9 protein-coding genes are annotated in these 17,871 nt (G+C 65.8%); 7 read left to right on the top strand and 2 right to left on the bottom strand.

Features of this window, described 5'->3' with window-relative positions:
• Positions 1-2 precede the first annotated feature (2 nt).
• Both AT984_RS10715 and AT984_RS10710 read left to right on the top strand, forming a co-directional pair.
• A complete protein-coding gene (locus AT984_RS10715; protein ID WP_197418300.1) occupies positions 3-2,078 on the top strand; it encodes a POTRA domain-containing protein in 2,076 nt (691 codons plus the stop codon).
• A 25-nt stretch (positions 2,079-2,103) separates the two neighbouring features.
• Complete coding sequence (locus AT984_RS10710) at positions 2,104-10,143, top strand: two-partner secretion domain-containing protein (protein WP_058720082.1); 8,040 nt, start codon at positions 2,104-2,106, stop codon at positions 10,141-10,143.
• Positions 10,144-10,378: 235 nt separating this feature from the next.
• On the opposite strand, the gene AT984_RS10705 is transcribed toward AT984_RS10710, so the two are convergent.
• Positions 10,379-11,296 carry a YicC/YloC family endoribonuclease gene (locus tag AT984_RS10705; RefSeq protein WP_335338590.1) on the bottom strand — a complete coding sequence of 306 codons (918 nt, stop codon included), beginning with the start codon at positions 11,294-11,296 and terminating at the stop codon, positions 10,379-10,381.
• A gap of 46 nt (positions 11,297-11,342) precedes the next feature.
• Between AT984_RS10705 and AT984_RS10700 the strand changes: the two genes are divergently transcribed.
• The 5 genes from AT984_RS10700 to hemW are packed head-to-tail and all read left to right on the top strand — an operon-like array spanning position 11,343 to position 15,981.
• Positions 11,343-12,311: a serine/threonine protein kinase gene (locus AT984_RS10700; RefSeq protein WP_058720080.1), complete on the top strand. Its 969-nt coding sequence runs from the start codon at positions 11,343-11,345 to the stop codon at positions 12,309-12,311.
• The gene (locus AT984_RS10695) at positions 12,308-13,309 is read left to right on the top strand and encodes a PP2C family protein-serine/threonine phosphatase (RefSeq protein ID WP_082679945.1); all 1,002 of its coding nucleotides are present in this window, start codon (positions 12,308-12,310) and stop codon (positions 13,307-13,309) included. Before AT984_RS10700 ends, AT984_RS10695 begins: the two co-directional genes overlap by 4 nt.
• 14 nt (positions 13,310-13,323) lie before the next feature.
• Positions 13,324-14,055 carry a ribonuclease PH gene (rph, locus tag AT984_RS10690; RefSeq protein WP_058720079.1) on the top strand — a complete coding sequence of 244 codons (732 nt, stop codon included), beginning with the start codon at positions 13,324-13,326 and terminating at the stop codon, positions 14,053-14,055.
• An 8-nt stretch (positions 14,056-14,063) separates the two neighbouring features.
• The gene (rdgB, locus tag AT984_RS10685; protein WP_197418299.1) at positions 14,064-14,723 is read left to right on the top strand and encodes an RdgB/HAM1 family non-canonical purine NTP pyrophosphatase; all 660 of its coding nucleotides are present in this window, start codon (positions 14,064-14,066) and stop codon (positions 14,721-14,723) included.
• Positions 14,724-14,736: 13 nt separating this feature from the next.
• On the top strand, positions 14,737-15,981 hold the full coding sequence (hemW, locus tag AT984_RS10680; RefSeq protein WP_082680328.1) for a radical SAM family heme chaperone HemW: 1,245 nt from the start codon (positions 14,737-14,739) through the stop codon (positions 15,979-15,981).
• A gap of 57 nt (positions 15,982-16,038) precedes the next feature.
• Here the strand turns inward: hemW and AT984_RS10675 are convergent, their stop codons facing one another.
• On the bottom strand, positions 16,039-17,853 hold the full coding sequence (locus AT984_RS10675) for an EAL domain-containing protein (RefSeq protein ID WP_156421984.1): 1,815 nt from the start codon (positions 17,851-17,853) through the stop codon (positions 16,039-16,041).
• Between the last annotated feature and the right edge of the window lie 18 nt (positions 17,854-17,871).

Here is a 17,871-nt window from a genome sequence, read left to right as displayed (position 1 = left end):
CAATGAACCGTCCAACGGGAGTACAAGCTAACTCGCAGGCCAAGCTGACTTGCGCCTTGCTGATGTTTGCACCGGTGCTGGCGCCGGCAGCCAATCCGGAAGGGGAGCGTCCGGATGTGGGCGTGGTGGCAGAGAGCTTGCGCCGCGCCGATGAGCGCCCGGCTCTGCCGCGCCCGGCCGCCAAGACCGTGATCCGCGCCAATCAGCCGCGTGTGCAAACGGGGCTGAGTGGCCTGCGCATGTCCCTGGGTGAGTTGCGCTTTGAGGGGGATTCGGGCGTTTCCAGCACGGAGCTGAACAAGGTGCTGGCGCCCTGGGCCGGGCGTGAGCTGAGCTTTGCGGAGTACGAGTCCGCCGTGCATGCGGTGGCGCAGTACCTGCGTGAAAACGGCCACCCGCAGGCCGAGGTGCGAGTCTCGACGGCGCAGGTGCAGGGCGGTCAAGTGGCCATCGCCATTCAAGGCCTGTCGCCAGCGCCTTCATCGACCCGGCTCGCGCAAGCGCCCGCCGCTCCCGAGGCGCCGCCGCAACAAGCCGAGCCACGCGTTTTCGTCAAGACTTTCAAGGTGGACGGCGTGGTGCAAGTCGCGGCCGCCGAGATTCAAGCCAAGCTGGAGCCTTTTGCCGAACGCGCCCTGACCCTGCAGCAACTGGACCAAGCCACGGCAGCCGTGGCCGGCCTGCTGCAAGAAAAGGGCTATGGCCTGGCCCAAGCCTATTTGCCGCCGCAGCGCATCGACAGCGGCGAGGTCACGATTGCCGTGCAGCAAGGCCTGGTGGATGCCACGCCGGGCCAGCGCGGGCTCAAGATCGAGGGTGCTGGCGAGCGTGTGCAGGCCAAGGTGATTGAAGAGCTGCTGGCGCCGGCGGTGCGCCCAGGTGAACCGCTGAACACGCTGGAGCTGGACCGCGCCCTGCGCCTGGCGGCCGAGGTGCCGGGCATCAAGTCCGCACGCGCCGCTTTGAGCCCGGGCGAGCAGCCCGGCAGCACACAGGCCGTGGCCACGGTGGAAGAGGCACGATTGGTCAGTGGCTCGGTATGGGCGGACAACCATGGCAGCCCGTACGTCGGCACCGGCCGCAGCAATGCCCTGGTCAACCTGAACAGCCCGGCCGGGCTGGGCGAACAGTACAGCCTGAATTTGAGCCATTCCTCGGGCATGGACAGCGTCAAGCTGGCCTCGCAGCTGCTGGTGGGCCCGCAAGGCGGCAAGCTCGGTGCCTCTTGGTCGAATATGCGCATGAACCTGGGCCAGGACGTGACGGCCCTGGACCTGAACAGCCGCAGCACCATCTTCTCGCTGTTCGGCAGCCAGCCCTTAGAGCGCTCGGTGCGCCGCAACAGCACGCTGCTGGCCAATCTGGACATCAAGCGGCTCGACAACAGCGTGGTCGGCACGCTGCGCCAGACACGCTCGCTCGACGTGGGCAGCCTGACATGGATGGGCGATGCCTTGGATGGCAGCGGCGCCCAGTGGGCCTGGAATGGCACGGCCTCGCTGGGACGTTTGAGCGTGCCTGAGGGCTCGGATCTGGCCGCGATGGACCGCCAGACCGCGCGCAGCATCGGCTCCTTCGGCAAGCTCAATGCGGGCTTCAGCCGCCTGGCCCGCTTGGCGGCGGATCCGGCCTGGTCTTTCTACGCCAGCTTGTCTGCGCAATTGGCGAGCCGCAATCTCGACGGCGCCGAGAAGTTCCAGCTCGGCGGCCCGACCGGCGTGCGCGCCTACCCTGTGGGTGAGGGCTTGGGCGACGAGGGCTGGTTGGGCACGGCCGAGTTGCGCTACAGCTTCCCCCTGCCTCAAGGCCAGATGCAGCTGTTCGCCTTCTACGATGCGGGCGGCCTACGCCAGTACAAGGATCTCTGGCAGAACGCGCTGCCCGCAGGCCGCCCCAATTACTTCACCCTCAATGGCGCAGGCTTTGGCGCTCAAGTCAGCTATTTGGATCAAGGCAGCGTCAGGCTGGTCTATGCCAACAAGCTGGGCAGCAACCCCAATCCCACGGCAGCGAACACAGACAGCGATGGTCAGTCCAAGAACAGCCGCATCTGGGTCATCGGCAACATCGCCTTCTGAAGCAGCTTCGCGCGAGACAAGAACAATGAGCAAGAATTCTCACCCCACGCAAATGGCCTGCCGCAAGGCGCTGGCCTATTTCCCCCATCCGCTGAGCAGCTTGTCGGTGGCCGTGTCCCTGGCTTTCCAGCCGCTGTGGCTGCTGTCGGCCCAGGCCGCACCGCCGGCACCTAACGCCTTGCCTGTGGGTGGCCAGGTGGTTGCCGGCCAAGCGCTGATCACGCAAACCGGCCAGCAAATGCTGGTGCAGCAAAACAGCCCCAAGCTGATCACGAACTGGCAGAGCTTCAATGTGGGCAGCCAGGCCGCCGTGGTGTTCCAGCAGCCGGGCAATGCCTCGGTGGCGCTGAACCGCGTTCTGGCGGGCGATGCCTCGCAAATCATGGGCAAGCTCAGCAGCAATGGGCAGGTCTTTCTGATCAATCCGCAAGGCGTGGTCTTTGGCAACACGGCGCGGGTCGATGTTGGCGGCTTGATGGTGTCCTCGCTGCCGATGGCGGACAAAGACTTCCTGATTGGCAATTACCAGTTCGGTGGCAGCGCCATCGATGCCGCACAGGCCGGCCTGATCCGCAATGAAGGCCAGATCCAGGGCCGCTATGTGGTGCTGGTCGCCCCGGAGATCGAGAACAGCGGCCGCATCGAGGCAGCGCAGGGCCAAGTCGGCTTGCTGGCCGGCAGCGGCGCCAAATTGCAGCTGGATGCCCAGGGCTTGGTGTCGGTGCAAATGGATGCGTCGACGCGCGCCCGCATTGACAACAGCGGTGCTATCTTGGCCGACGGCGGCCGCGTGCTGATGAGCGCGCAGGCGGCAGCACCCGGACTGGCTGCGGCGATCAATCAAAGCGGCACGGTGCGGGCAGACAGCCTGCAGCAGCGCAATGGTGAGATTTGGCTGGACGGCGGCCGCGGTCGCGTTGAGCTGCAAGGCCAGACCCTCGCCCAGGGCGGCGCCGGCCTGAGCGGCGGCAAGATCGTCGCCACGGCGGCGCAAGTGGCGGTGGACGGGCGTGTGGATGCCTCCGGCCAGCAGGGCGGCGGTACGGTGCTGCTCGGCGGCGGTGTGCAGGGCAAAGACGCCAGCGTGCGCGAAGCCGGCACGATTGGTTTGAGTACGAACAGTGTGGTGGCGGCCGATGCACTGAGCAGCGGGCAGGGCGGCCAAGTGGTGGTGTGGTCCGCCGAGCGCAGCAGCTTGGCCGGACAGATCAGCGCCAAGGGGGCGGGCGGCGCCAAGGGCGGCTTCATCGAAACCTCCAGCCGTGGCCAGCTCGATGTGGGCGGCCGGGTGCAGACCGGTGCCGGCGGCACTTGGCTGCTGGATCCGGCATCGCTGACCATCGACTCCAGCAACAAGGCGGTCTATGAAGGCCAGCTCAATGCGGGCGGCAATGTGCTGGTGCAGGCCGACAACACCATCAACATCAACGACGACCTGTCCAAGACCGCCGGTGGCGACGCCACGCTGCAGTTCAAGGCCGATGGCGTCGTTAGCCTGGCCAGCGGCAAAGCCATTTCCTCCCTGGTCGGCAAGCTCAATATCGACTTCTGCGGCAGCGCCACTGGGGCTTGCAGCACGGTGGGCGGCGGCAGTGTCAATCTGGCCGGCCAGCTGGCGACCAATGGCGGCAATGTGCACTTCTACAAGGACACCACCCTGGCCAGCTCGGCGCCGATCTCGACCAAGCTGCTGGGCGTGAGCTCCGGCGCTTCGGGCGATGTCGTCTTTCACAAGGATGTGACCCTGGCCTCCTCGACCCTGGGGGTGAACATCAGCAGCCAGGGCGCGCAAAGCGGCTCGACCTATGTGGGCACGGGCGGCCTGATCGATTTCCAAGGCAAGATCAAGTCCGGCGTGGTCGCCGGCATCGGCAGCCTGGTGCCGCAAGGCCTGACCCTGGACACCACCGGCACCGTGCCGGGCGCCATCACCCTGGGCGATAGCGTGGGCACGGTGGCCGCACCACTGGGCAAGCTGGTGCTGGCCGGGCCCACCGAAGTGGCGCTGAATGCGGCCGAAGTCAATCTGCGCGCCACTTCCGGTGATGTGCTGACCGCTTCCTCCGCCTTGGGCACGCCCAAGCTGGTGCTGGGTGCGGCGACCACCGATATCCGGGTCACCGGCGGCACGGTCAATGGCGTGACGGGTTATGCCGACTACAAGCAGGAGACCTTTGACATTGGCGTCAAGGACGCCACGGCGCGCACCTTGACCATCACCTCGGATCGCTCGATCAAGATCAAGAACCGCAGCATTGACGGCGAAACCAATGCCGGCGCTAGTGCGCTGACGCTGAACCTGAAGTCTTACCAGGCCGATGCGGCTGGCGGTGGCGCGATTCACTTGAACAACGCCACCCTCAAGACCAATGGCGGTGCCTTGCAGCTGGGCGGCAGTGGCACAGCGGCCAATGGCGCGGCCGTGGGCACGGCCAATGACCCGGATGGCAATACCGACGGCATCCAGATCTTCAACAGCCAAATCGCCTCCAAGGGCGGGAATATCAGCCTGAACGCGCGTGCGCCGGATAGCTTGGCCGGCGGCGCCGGCGTGCATATCTTCGGCCTCAGCACCCTGGACAGTGGCAGCGCTTCCCTGAGCATTCAGGGCGCTGTGAATCAAGCCTCCAGTGCCGGTAATAAAGATGCCGTCTTGATCGGCGAAGGCAGCTCTTCGCAGGTGTCGCTGCTGGCCAGCGGCAATGGTGCGATCAGCATTCAAGGCGATGCCAGCGGTGTCGGCAGCAATGTCACTTCCGGCTCGCGCTATGACGGCGTGATCATTTCTCAAGGCGCTTTGGTGCAGACGGCGGCGGGCAATATCCGCGTCATCGGCAAGGGCGGTGGCGGCAATGATTACGTCTCCGACCAGAACCACGGTGTGCGCCTGGACACGCTCAACACCCGCGTGCTGTCCGGCAGCGGCAACATCCTGATCGGCGGTGTGGCCGGCGGCAAGATGGGCAGTTACGGCGTGTTCGCCGCAGGCAATGCCATGTGGCTGGGCCGCCTGGATGGCGGCAGCGCCACCGGCAATATTGATCTGGTGGCCGATAGCCTCTTCCTCACCAATAGCAGTTCGGCGCGCCTGAAGGCCGCCAGCAGCGGTGAGCTTCGCCTGCGCACTTGGACCGATAGCCGCGACATCCTGCTCGGCAGCGCGGACAGCAATGGCTGGGGCAGCGCCCTGGGCCTGTCCAGCAGCTGGTTCAGCGGCAGCAATGCCATCTTCCAAGGCGGCTTCAGCCATGTCACCGTGGGCGGCGCGGCCGAAACCCCGGTGGCCGGCAAGGGCACGCTGACGGTGGACGCGGCCACCACCGTGCGCGACAACCTGAATCTGGCCATGCAGGGCAGCGGCGGCAAGGTGCAAGTCAATGCCGCGCTGACGGTGCAAGGCGCCAGCGGCGTGGCCAATGCCGACAAGCGCACGGTCTCGCTGCGCGTGGACCAGGGCGCGACCGGTGCCGGCCTGCTGAGCGTGGACAAGCTGCAGCTGATCGGCGAGGGCGACTTTGTGCTCAGCGGCCCCAATTTGGTGGGCACCTTGGCCGGCAATGGCCTGGACGGGCAGGTGGCCTTCAACAACGCCCAGGCGCTGAGCGTGGGCAGCGTGGGCTCGACCAGCTATGGCGTCGCCAATGGCCCGGCCGTGGGCCTGAGCACCATCAACGACAAGTCCGTAACGCTGAGCACCAGTGCCGGCAATCTGAGCCTGGATCAGTCCATTCAAGTGGGCCAAGGGCGGGTGAGCCTGCAATCGCTGGCCGGTGCCGTCAATGAGACCGGCAGCGCCATCGTCAGCGCCGATCAACTGGCGGTGCAGGCGCTCAATGGCGGCAGCTTGATGAATGCGAACACGGTGCGCGGCTTGGCGGCCCGCGTCAACGGCAGCAACCAGGACTTGAGCTTCAAGAATCAAGGCGCACTGACGCTGGAAACCGTGGCGGCCACGCCTGCCATCAATGTGGCAGCGGTCAGCGGTGTCAGCGTCAGCGGCACGGCCTGGCTGGAGAGCCAGACCGGCGGCATCACCCAGACCGAGGCGGTGCAAGCCAGCAAGCTTGGCCTGCAAACCCAAGGCGACATCGCCCTGGACTTGCAGCGCAATGGCGCGGCCCCGAACCGGGTGGGCACCGTTGCTGCTCGCACCACTAACGGTGAATTCAAGCTGCTCAACGGCCAGGCTTTGACCATCGGTGCGGTGGGCACGACGGCTGCCGGCAGCACCTTGGCGGGCATTGACACGAGCAGCGCTGCCCGTGGCGTGCGCGTTGACGTGGCCAATGGCAATCTGGTGCTGGCCAATAGCGTCAATGCCGGCAGCGCCGGCGTCAGCTTGAGCGCCACCACCGGTGGTATCAACGAGTTGCATGTGGCCAATGGCCCCGAAACCGCGGCCCCCATCATCACAGCCGGGCGTTTGCAGGTGTCCGCCCAGGACCACGCCGACCTCAGCAATGACAACGCGGTGGGCGTGCTGGCGGTGAATATGGTCGGTGCAGCGAAAGACTTCACTTTCGTGGCCAAGGACGGCCTGGTCATCGATAGCGTCAGCGATATCGGCGGGCGCCAGGTGGACGGCCTCAATGTCAGCGGCAATGCTTGGCTGCAAGCTAAGAACGGCACCATCACCCAGACCCAGGCGGTCAAGGCTGGCGGCCTGGCGGCCAAGGCCAGTGGCGCCATCACGCTTGATCTGGGCGCGGGCGCCACGCCGTCCAACCTCATCGGCAAGCTGGCCGCGGCCAGCGCGGGCGGCACAGTCAATGTGCTGAACAATGCGGCGCTGCAGGTCAGCAGCGTGGGCACGGCCGCAGGCAATGCGCTTGCGGGCGCGCCGCTGCAAGGCGTCAGTACCAATAACCAAGACATCACCCTGCGCACGGCGCAAGGCCGCATCGGCCTGGATCAGTCCATCACCGCCGGCTCGGCAGTGCTGAGCTTGGAGGCAGCCGCTGGTGTTCAGCAAAGCGGCGGCAGCCTGAACGCCGACCGCCTGCGCGTGCTGGCAACGGGCAGCGGTGCCATCGACCTGCAGCAAGCGAGCAACCGTGTGCGCGTGCTGGCCGCTTCGGCTGCCGATGGCAGCATCGCCTACCGCGACGCGGACGCTTTGGAAGTCGGCAGCGTGACGGTGGCTCTGGGTGGCCTGGCTGGCAGCACGGTGGGCGTCAGTAGCGCTGCGACCGGCAAAGACCAGTTGATCAAGACCGGCGGCGCTTTGACGCTGAGCCAGAACCTGGCGGCAGGCCGTGGGGTGGTGAATCTGGAGAGCGCGACCGGCGGCATTGCCCAAGTCGGCGGCGTCATTCAGGCGGACAAATTGCGTGTGCTGGCCGAAGGCAGCGGCGCGGTGGATCTGCAGAATGCCAATACGGTGGGTGTGTTGGCGGCACGGGTGCAAAACGGCACTTTGGCCTTCAATAACGCCGCTGCCTTGACGGTGGGCAGCGTCAGCCGCAGCCTCGGCGTGCCGAGCAGCGATGCAACGATTGCCGGCGTCAACACCGCCGCAGGCAACCAGCAACAATTGATCAAGAGCGCAGGCAAGCTGAGCCTGGAGCAAGGCCTCGCGGCCGGCACGGCCATGGTCAATCTGGAGGCGGCCAACGGCGGCATCCAGCAGACCGGTGGCGTGATCAGCGCCGACAGCCTGCGCGTGCTGGCCGGTGGCAGCGGTGCGGTGGATCTGCAAAAGGCCAATGCCGTCAATGTGCTGGCCGCCAAGGTGCAGGGCGGCACATTGGCCTTCAACAACGCGCAAGCCCTCAGCGTGGGTAGCTTGACCCGCACCGTGGGTCAGGGCGCTGGCGTGGCCGTGGCCGGTGTGGATACCTCGGCCGGCAATGGCGAGCAATTGATCAAGAGCGCCGGCAAGCTGAACCTGGCGCAAAGCTTGAGCGCCGGTAGCGCCACGGTCAGCCTGGAAGTCGCCAACGGCGGCGTTCAGCAAAGCGCTGGCGTGATCAGCGCCGACAAGCTGCGCATCCTGAGCACAGGTAGCGGCGATGTGACGCTGCAGCAGGCCAATCAGGTCGCCAACTTGGCCGCTCAAGTCAATGGCGGCAAGCTGGCATTCAACAATGCCCAAGCCCTGACGATTGCGGCGCTGGCGCGCACTGTCGGTGCCGATGCGGGCGTGAGCCTGGCCGGCCTGGACACCAGCGCGGCCAATAAGGACCAACGCATTCAGAGCAGTGGCGCGCTGACCTTGGCCCAAGGCCTGAAGGCCGGCAAAGGCACGGTTGAGCTGGTGGCCAGCAATGGCGGTATCAGCCAAACCGGCGGCATTGTGTCCGCGGCGCAACTGAAGCTGACGGCCGATGGCCGCGGCAATGTCGATCTGCAACAGGCCAATGCCGTGGGCACGCTCAGCGCCAAGGTCAATGCGGGCGAGCTGGACTTCGTCAACGCCGGGGCCCTGACCCTGGCGGCGGTGGACACGGCCGCCGGCAATAAGGCGCAGCGCATCCGTTCCGGCGGCAAGCTGACGCTGACCGAGCAGCTGCAAGCCGGCAGCGGCAGCATCAGCCTGGAAAGCGCCACTGGCGGCATCGCCCAAACGGCGGGCAGTCTCCAGGCGGGCCAGTTGAACCTGCGCGCGCAAGGCAGCGGTGATGCGGATCTGCAGCAGGCCAACCGCGTTGGCACGCTGGCCGCCAATGTGGCGGGTGGCAGCCTCAACTTCCGCAATGCGGCTGAGCTGAACCTGGCGGCCATCGACACCTCGGCGGCCAACAAAGATCAGCGCATCGTCAGCGCCGGTCGCCTGAGCCTGAGCGATGCCGTCAACGCCGGCAGCGGCGCGGTGAATCTGGAAAGTGCCGCTGGCGGCATCACCCAGAGCGCGGGCCTCGTGAAGGCTGGCAAGCTCAATGTGGCGGTGCAGGGCACGGGCAATGTCGATATGCAGCAAGCCAACCGCGTGGGCACGCTGAGCGCGGTGCTCGCCGACGGCGCGCTGTCTTTCGCGAACGCGCAGGCCTTGACGGTCGGTGTGGTCAACACCGCGGCGGGCAATAAGGATCAGTTGATCAAGGCCACAGGTGGCCTGACCTTGACCGATCAGTTGCTGGCGGGCAAGGGTGCTGTGAACCTGGACGTGCAGGGCGGCGGCATCCGTCAGACCGGCGGCGTCTTGAATGCAGACAAGCTGCGCGTCCAGGCCACGGGTGCCGAGGCAGTGGAACTGCGTCAGGCCAACCGTCTGGCCGGCGTGGCCGCACGTACCGAAGGCGCTTTCGCGCTGGAGAACGCGCAGAGCCTGAACGTGGCCGAGGTGGGCAATACCAAGGGCGTGCAAGCCGGTGGTGAGGTCTACATCCGTGCAGCGGGTGATCTGGGTCTGGATGCAGCCGTGCGCAGCACAGCGGCCTCGCAACAGGCGGTTGTTTTGGCCGCGACCCAGGCCTTCCGCAACCGCGCAGGCGCGCAAGCGGTTCAGGCTGCTGCGGGTCGTTGGCTGATTTATGACGACAACCCGGCGCTGGACCTGAGCCGTCTGGGCGGCCTGCCATTCGCCTTCATGCAAACCGGCGTGACGCTGGCCAGCCTGCCGCCGCAAGAGGTGCTGGGCCAAGGCTCGGGCTACCTGACTACGGCCAAGCTCTTGCCGCCGGAGCAGTTCGCGCGCTTGGTGGGTGGCACGACGCAGGCCGAGAACTCGGGCAATCTGGCCACGCACATCGGCGCTTCGCGTCCGCTGTCGGCATCGCTCAGTGGCCCGGCATGGTCGCAAACGGACGCTGCTCAAGAGCTGGCGCCCAAGCCTCTGGTGCAAGACGGCAGCCGCCTGCAAAGCGCCTGGTCGGTGAAGTTGCAAGCCGGGCAGCGCTTTGTCAGCGATGTGGCCGCCTTGCTGGGGCAGACACCCGCCGGCCTTGAAAAGCTGCAAGTGAGCGATGGCGCTAACTTGCCTGCCTGGCTGCATTACGACGCCGACAAGCGTCAATTTGCCGGGCTGGTGCCGCCCGATCTGGCCAAGCCCATCCGGGTTCGGGTGCAGCTGCAGGCGGCCAAGGACCAAGCGCCCCAGGCCTTTGAGCTGGACTTCGTGCCCTGAAATGAATGCCGGCTTGGTCCGGCATTTCACGCGGGCTCGAAAGGCGGCTTGGCGGCGCTGAACCTGCGGGGTGCAACGCCGCCCTTGCCGCTCAGTGTGGCCAGTCCGGTCTAAAAAAATGGCGCCGCAAGCCCAATCCAGCCTGACTTGCCTCAGGCTGGATTGGGCTTGCGGCGCCATGCTGTTCTGGCCGCTGGCCGGCGCAAACTCAGCCGGTCAGCGTCACGATCAAGGCCTACTCGATGTTTTGCACCTGCTCCCGCAGTTGCTCCACCGCCACCTTCATCTCCACGGAGATATTGGTCAGTTCCAGCGCCGCGGCCTTGGAGCCCAGGGTGTTGGCTTCGCGGTGCAGTTCCTGGATCAGGAAGTCCAGGCGCTTGCCGATCTCACCACCCTTTTTCAGCAGGCGGGCGATTTCTTCGAGGTGGGCGCGCAGACGGGCCAGCTCTTCCGCCACATCGATACGGATGGCGTAGGCGGCCGCTTCGTTGAGGGCGCGCTCACGCAGGTTTTCTTCGGGGATGGTCTGGCCGGCGCCGGTTGTCACCAGGGCTTCTTGCCAGCGCTCCAAAAAGCGCTGCTGCTGGCGCTGCACGATGGCGGGCAGCATGGGCTCGGCTGCGTCGGCGAGTTGGCGCAGATGCTGGATGCGCTCCAACAGAATTGCCACCAGCTTTTCGCCTTCGCGCTCGCGGGCTTCCAGCAGGCCTTGAATGCAGGCGCGGGCGGCCTCCATGGCGGGTTCGTCCAGCTTCTCGCTGGCATTGCCGCCACCCTTGCACCACTGCAAGGCTTCGTGTACCGACAGGGCTTGGGCTTTGGGCAGCCAGCTTTGCACCGTGTCTTGCAGGCGCGAGAGCTTGTTGAGCTGATCCGGCTGCGGCTGCGGCCAATGGCTGTCGCCCTCGCGCTGGGTGTTGATGCGCAGCTCGACTTTGCCGCGCTTGAGCTTGGCGGTCAGCAGCTCGCGCAGGGCGGGCTCCAGGCCGCGCAAGTCCTCGGGCATGCGAAAGCCCAGGTCGAGGAAGCGCCCGTTGACAGAGCGAATCTCCACGCTGACCGAGGCGTTGGCCGTGGTCTGCGGGGCTTGATTGTCACTGGGCGAACCCGTGGGTTTGGACTGCGAGCTGGCGCTGGCATATCCGGTCATGCTGTAGACTGGCATCTAGCGTCCGGTGTGGAAATAAAAGTCGATTATGTCAAAGCCGAAACCGGCCCCACTGCCCGCAGGAACTGTGGTGGGGGGCTACCAGATCATCAAGCGATTGGCTGCCGGTGGATTCGGCGTCGTCTACTTGGCAGAAGACCCCGAGCGTCACTTGGTGGCCCTGAAGGAATACCTGCCTTCCAGCTTGGCGGAACGCTCGCCGGGTGAGTTGACGCCGCGCGTCAAACCCGAGAAGCAGCCGCTCTACCGCCTGGGTCTGAAGAGCTTCTTCGAAGAAGGCCGCTCGCTGGCGCAGATCTCGCACCCCAGCGTGGTCTCGGTGCTGAACTTCCTGCGCGAGAACGAAACCGTTTACATGGTGATGAACTATCTGCAGGGCGACACGCTGCAGGATTTCATCGTCACCGCGCGTGACTTGAAACGCGACAAGGTCTTCCGCGAGTCCACCATCCGCAGCCTGTTCGACGAGATCCTGCGCGGCTTGCGCATCGTGCATCAGCACAAGATGCTGCACCTGGACATCAAGCCGGCCAATATCTTCATCACCAATGAGAACAAAGCGGTCTTGCTGGACTTCGGCGCTGCGCGCGAGGTGCTGAGCAAGGAAGGCAATTTCATCCGCCCCATGTACACCCCCGGTTTTGCCGCGCCCGAGATGTATCGGCGCGACGGCGCCCTGGGGCCGTGGACGGACATCTACGCCATTGGCGCTTGCATCTACGCCTGCATGCAGGGCTACCCGCCTAACGACGCACCTCAGCGGCTTGAGAAAGACCGGCTGGCGCTGAGCTTGTCGCGCTTGCGCAATGTCTATTCCGACAATCTGATCGAAGTCACCGAATGGTGCATGTCGCTGGACCCGCTGGCGCGGCCGCAAAGCGTTTTTGCTTTGCAAAAAGAGCTGGCGCGTGAAACCGAGCGGCGCTACACCAAGCTCAGCTTCAGCGAGCGCCTCAAGTTGCAACTGGAGAACTTGAAGACCGGGGCCAAGGCGTGAGGTTCAGCACCTATCAGGTGAGCCGACGCGGCGGGCGCGAGAAGAACGAAGATCGCATGGGGTATTGCTATACCCGTGATGCCGGCTTGTTCGCCCTGGCCGATGGCATGGGGGGCCACCCGGAAGGCGAAGTGGCGGCGCAGCTGGCCCTGCAAACCCTGGCCGCGATGTTTCAGCGCGAAGCCAAGCCCATGCTGGCCGACCCCGAGAAGTTCCTGCAAGACGCGGTGCAAATCGCGCATCAGCAAATTCTGCGCTACAGCGCCGACAAAGGTCTGAGCGATACCCCGCGCACCACCATCGTGGCCTGCATTCTGCAAGGCAGCACAGCGCATTGGGCGCATTGCGGCGACTCGCGGCTTTATATGCTGCGCGCCGGGCGCTTGGTGGCGCGCACCCGGGACCATTCCTATTTGGAGCTGCAAGCGGCCTTGGGCCGCTCGCCGCAAGCGGGCGAGAATTTCAACCGCAATGTCTTGTTTACCTGCCTGGGCAGCCCGGGGCGGCCGATGGTGGACTGCTCCGGCCCGATGCAGCTCGAACCAGGTGACCGCCTGATGCTGTGCTCGGATGGTTTGTGGGGCACGGTGTCGGACGAAACCATCACCATCCAGCTGGCGACCCTCCCGGTCACCGACGCGGTGCCGGAACTGGTGGAACAGGCCCTGCGCAACGGCGGCCCGCGCTGCGACAATGTCACGGTGCTGGCGGTGGAGTGGGAGGGTGTGGGCGAGGCCGGCGTGGATTCCACCCAGGACCTGAGCGACCAGGGCTATTCCTCCACCATCCAGAGCCTGGACCTGGGTAACGAGCGCCGCTTCGAGATGGATGAGGCCGAGATCGAGCGCTCGGTGCGCGAGATCAACGACGCCATCAAGCTGGCTGGCAGCCGCAATAGCGCGGCCAGTGTCCAGGCTGCCCAAGCAGCACAGGCCAACGCCGCGCCCGCCCAGGCCCTGCGATCCGCCATGCCGGGTCTGCGCCGCAAGAAACCCTGAAGAGAGAGTTGTCCATGTCTGTTGAATTTGCCCGCTCGGGCGCACGCGCTGCCAATGCGCTGCGCCCGGTCACCATCACGCGCCGCTACACCTGCCACGCCGAAGGCTCGGTACTGATCGAGTTCGGTGGCACCAAGGTCTTGTGCACCGCCTCGGTGGAAGAGAAAGTGCCGCCGCACAAACGCGGCTCGGGCGAGGGCTGGGTGACGGCCGAATACGGCATGCTGCCGCGCGCCACCCACACCCGTAGCGACCGCGAAGCCGCGCGCGGCAAGCAGTCGGGTCGCACGCAGGAGATTCAGCGCCTCATCGGCCGCTCACTGCGCTGTGTGTTTGATTTGAAGCTGCTGGGCGAGCGCACCATCGCGCTGGACTGCGATGTGCTGCAGGCCGATGGCGGCACCCGCACCGCCGCCATCACCGGCGCTTATGTGGCCGCGCATGATGCGGTGAGCTGGTTGCTGGCGCAGGGCAAGATCAGCCAGAGCCCGATCAAGGATGCGGTGGCCGCGATCTCGGTGGGCATCGTCGAGGGCACGCCCTTGCTGGATCTGGAATACACCGAAGACGCCGGCTGCGACACCGATATGAATGTGGTCATGACCGCCGCTGGCGGCATGGTTGAGTTGCAAGGCACGGCCGAAGGTGTGGCCTTCACCCGCGCCGAAATGAATGCCTTGCTGGACTTGGCCGAGAAGGGTGTTGGCGAGTTGTTGGCCGCCCAGCGCCAGGCCCTGAGCTTGTGAGTTTGCCGATGTCTAGCGCAATGCCGACTCGATTGGTTCTGGCCTCCAACAATGCCAAAAAACTGGCCGAGTTGCAGGCCTTGTTCGCGCCCCTGGGCGTTGAGCTGGTGACTCAAGGCTCTCTGGGCATCCCGGAGGCCGAAGAGCCGTTTGACAGCTTTGTTGAGAACGCCCTGGTCAAGGCGCGCCATGCCGCGCGCCTGAGTGGTTTGCCTGCGCTGGCCGATGACTCCGGCCTGGCGGTGGAAGCCTTGAAGGGCGCGCCGGGCGTGCTGTCGGCGCGTTATGCCGGCCTGTTTGCGCCGGCTGCGCCTGAAGGGCAGGTGACGCCCCGGCCGACCGATGCCGACAACAACCGCGTCTTGCTCGAGCAAATGGCCGCGTTCCCGCTGGCTGAGCAGCGCGGCGCCCGCTTTGTTTGCGCCCTGGTGGCCGTGCAAACTGCGGCAGACCCCGAGCCCTTGATCGCCATGGGCCGCTGGCAGGGTCAGATCTTGCCCGCCTTGAGCGGCGAGGGTGGCTTCGGCTATGACCCCTTGCTCTTCATCCCAAGGCTTGGCCGCAGTGTGGCGCAATTGAGCGCCGCGGAAAAGAACGCGCTCAGCCACCGCGCCCTGGCTGCTGTCGACCTGGCCCGTCAAATGCGCGAGGTCTGGCATCTTGGCTGATTTGCAGCATCTGATGCGCCCAGGCACGCTGAGCCTGGCGGCCTTGCCACCGCTCTCGCTGTATGTGCACCTGCCTTGGTGCCTGCGCAAATGCCCGTACTGCGACTTCAACTCGCATGAGTTGCCGGCGGCCCTCCAGCCGCAGCTGCCTAGCCAACGTGTTGAGGCAGCAGTGGCTGAGTCAGCCGGCGCCTCCAAGCAATTGCCGCTGGCTACCGCGCGTGCTTATCTGGCCGCCTTGCGGGCCGATCTGGAAGCGGCGCTGCCGCTGATCTGGGGCCGGCCGGTGGTCAGCATCTTCATCGGCGGGGGCACGCCCAGCTTGTTCGCGCCGGAGCAGATTGCCGAGTTGATCTCCGACCTGCGCGCCCGCCTGCCGCTGGAGGCGGGCTGCGAGATCACGCTCGAAGCCAACCCCGGCACTTTCGAGCGCGAGCGCTTCAAAGGCTTTCGCAGCGCCGGCGTGACCCGTTTGTCCATCGGTGTTCAGAGCTTTGATGACAGCAAGCTGCAGGCCTTGGGCCGCGTGCACAGCGGCGCACAGGCCCGCGCCGCCATCGAGGAAGCGGCTCAGGCCTTCGACACCTTCAACCTCGACCTGATGTACGCCTTGCCGCAGCAAAGCCTGGCCGAGTTGGATCAAGAGTTGCAGACTGCGCTGAGCTTCAAGCCGCCGCATCTGTCGGTCTATCACCTGACGATCGAGCCCAATACCCGCTTCGCCATTGCGCCGCCGGCGAATTTGCCCGATGGCGATCTGGCCAGCGAGATGCTGGACCTGATCACCGCGCGCACTGCCGAGCAAGGCCTGTCGCGCTACGAGGTTTCGGCCTTCGCGCGTGAAGGGCACCGCTGCGCCCACAACCAGAACTACTGGCAGTTTGGCGACTATCTGGGCATTGGCGCTGGCGCGCATACCAAGCTCTCATTCCCGCACCGGGTCTTGCGCCAGGTGCGCTGGCGCGAGCCGGCCAGCTATATGGCCAAGGCCGGCGAGGGCGCGGCGGTGTCGAATGAGAACGAGGTCAGCCGTGCCGAGCTGCCCTTCGAGTTCATGCTGAACGCTCTGCGCCTGCGTGAAGGCGTGCCGCTGACGCATTTTCTGGAGCGCACCGGCCTGCCACCCTCGAGCATCGCCAAGGCGATGGCGCAGGGGCGCCAAAAGGGCTTGCTGGAAGCCGACTCGGCGCGCATTGCCGCCACGCCGCTGGGCTTTGACTTCCTGAACGATCTGCAGTCGCTGTTTCTGGCGGACTGAAACCCTGCTCCTCAGTTCTCGGCTACGCGCCAGGGGCTTTCCGCGGCGTAGCGCCGATCAGGCGGCCATCACGTAAACACTCAGCTGCTCATGCTTGGCATGGCGCTTGGCGGTGGCTGCGGCGGTGGCCACTTCCTCGGCGCGCTGCAAGGAACCGGGGCGGATGCGCACCGCACCAATGCTCAAGGTGGTGCAGGGGTGGAAACGCAGATCGCCGTGGCGGTCTTCGGCCATGATGCCGCCGGCCTCCAGAGCTGCCGCGTCGAAGAGGTTGCGTGCCAACTCGTTGAAGCGCTCGACGATTTGCTCGCAGCGATGCTCCCAGTCGTCGCTCTGGAACAGGATGACGAAGTCATCGCCGCCGACATGGCCAAGGAAGTCCCGCTGGCTATCGCAATGCTGGCTGGCCACGCGGGCTACCAGGCGGATCATTTCGTCGCCGCGCCAGTAGCCGTATTCATCGTTGAAGGGCTTGAAGTGGTTCAGGTCGGCATAGGCCGCGACGAACTCGCGCCCGCTGGAGATCAAGCGGCCGATGTGTTGGCTGATCGGAATATTGCCGGGCAAAAAGGTCAGCGGGTTGGCATGGCGGGCCGCTTCGATGCGGGCCTCGGTGACCGAGCGCACCAGCTGCTCGCCCGTGCCCAGGCCCAGGTAGCGGCCCTCGCGGGTGATGATGAAACCCTCGCGCAGATAGCGCTGGTCGGCTGAGGTCAGCACCGTGGTGAGTGCCTCGATGCCGGTATCGGCGTCCACGATCAGCGGCGTCGGGTTGGCGAACAGGGTGCAGGGGCGGCGGCCGTAGAGGTCCAGGAAGAAGGGCTTGGCCCAACGATTGAGGAATTGCGAACGGTCCACCAGGGCCACCGGCACGCCCTGCGCATCCAACACGGCGATGGCTTGCATCTGCTCTTGCTCGTTGAAGAGGCGGAACAGCTGCTCGTGGGTGGTCTCCTCGGTGACGGCGATGGCGTCCTTCATCAGATGCTCGGCCGTCACGCCGTTGCTGGACGCGCGGCGCAGCTCGGGCAGCACGGCGATGTCATTGCTGGCCAGCACCGCGCGCGCCGCCGGCAGGGCCTCGGCCGCGGCCTGGCGGGCCGGGCGGCCGATGAACCAACCCTGACCGTAGCGCACGCCCAGATCGCGCAGCACGCGCAATTCCTCGGCGTTCTCGATGCCTTCGGCCACCAACTGGGCGCCGAAGGTTTCGGCCAGTTGCAGCAGGGCGCGAAAGGTCTGCAGCTTTTCGGCGTGGGCGGGCAGATCGTGGGTGAAGTATTTGTCGATCTTGACCAGATCGGGCTGGATTTCGGACCACAGACGCAGGGAGGAGCGGCCGTCGCCGAAGTCGTCCAGCGCAATGCCCACACCCTGGCGGCGCAGATGGCTGATGGCATTGCGCAGGCTGCCGATGTCGGTGACGCGCTCATGCTCGGTCAGCTCGATCACGATGTCGGAGGGCTTGAGTCCCAACTGGCCGCAGAACTTCAGGCTGCGCTCGCCCTGGTCTTGGCCGACGGCGCTGGCCAGTGCGGCGGCACTCATATTGATCAGCAATTTGCCGGGCAGCTTTTGCGCGCTCCAGTCCTTCAGCGCCTGGCTGGCGCAGCGCACTTCCAGGGCGACGCTGAGGCCTTCACGGCGCCCGGCGGCAAACAAGGCGTCGGGGTATTCCAGCGCGCTGCCGGCGGGGCCGCGCACCAGGGCCTCGTAGCCGTAGATCAGGCCCGAGTCCATCTGGGTGACCGGCTGAAACAAGGTGCTCAGCAGGTCTTCATTGATCAGGGTCTGCACCCGCAGGAGGGCGGGGCGCTCAGTACCGCGGCTGGGCGCGCTGGAACTGTGGGAGTGGGCAAGCGTGATCGTCATGCCGCCATGCTGCCCGGC

The sequence above is a fragment of the Paucibacter sp. KCTC 42545 genome, from assembly GCF_001477625.1.
Taxonomy (GTDB): Bacteria; Pseudomonadota; Gammaproteobacteria; order Burkholderiales; family Burkholderiaceae_C; genus Paucibacter_A.
The sequence above is the reverse complement of the archived record's forward strand: the minus strand, read 5'-3'. Positions and strand labels throughout refer to the sequence as shown.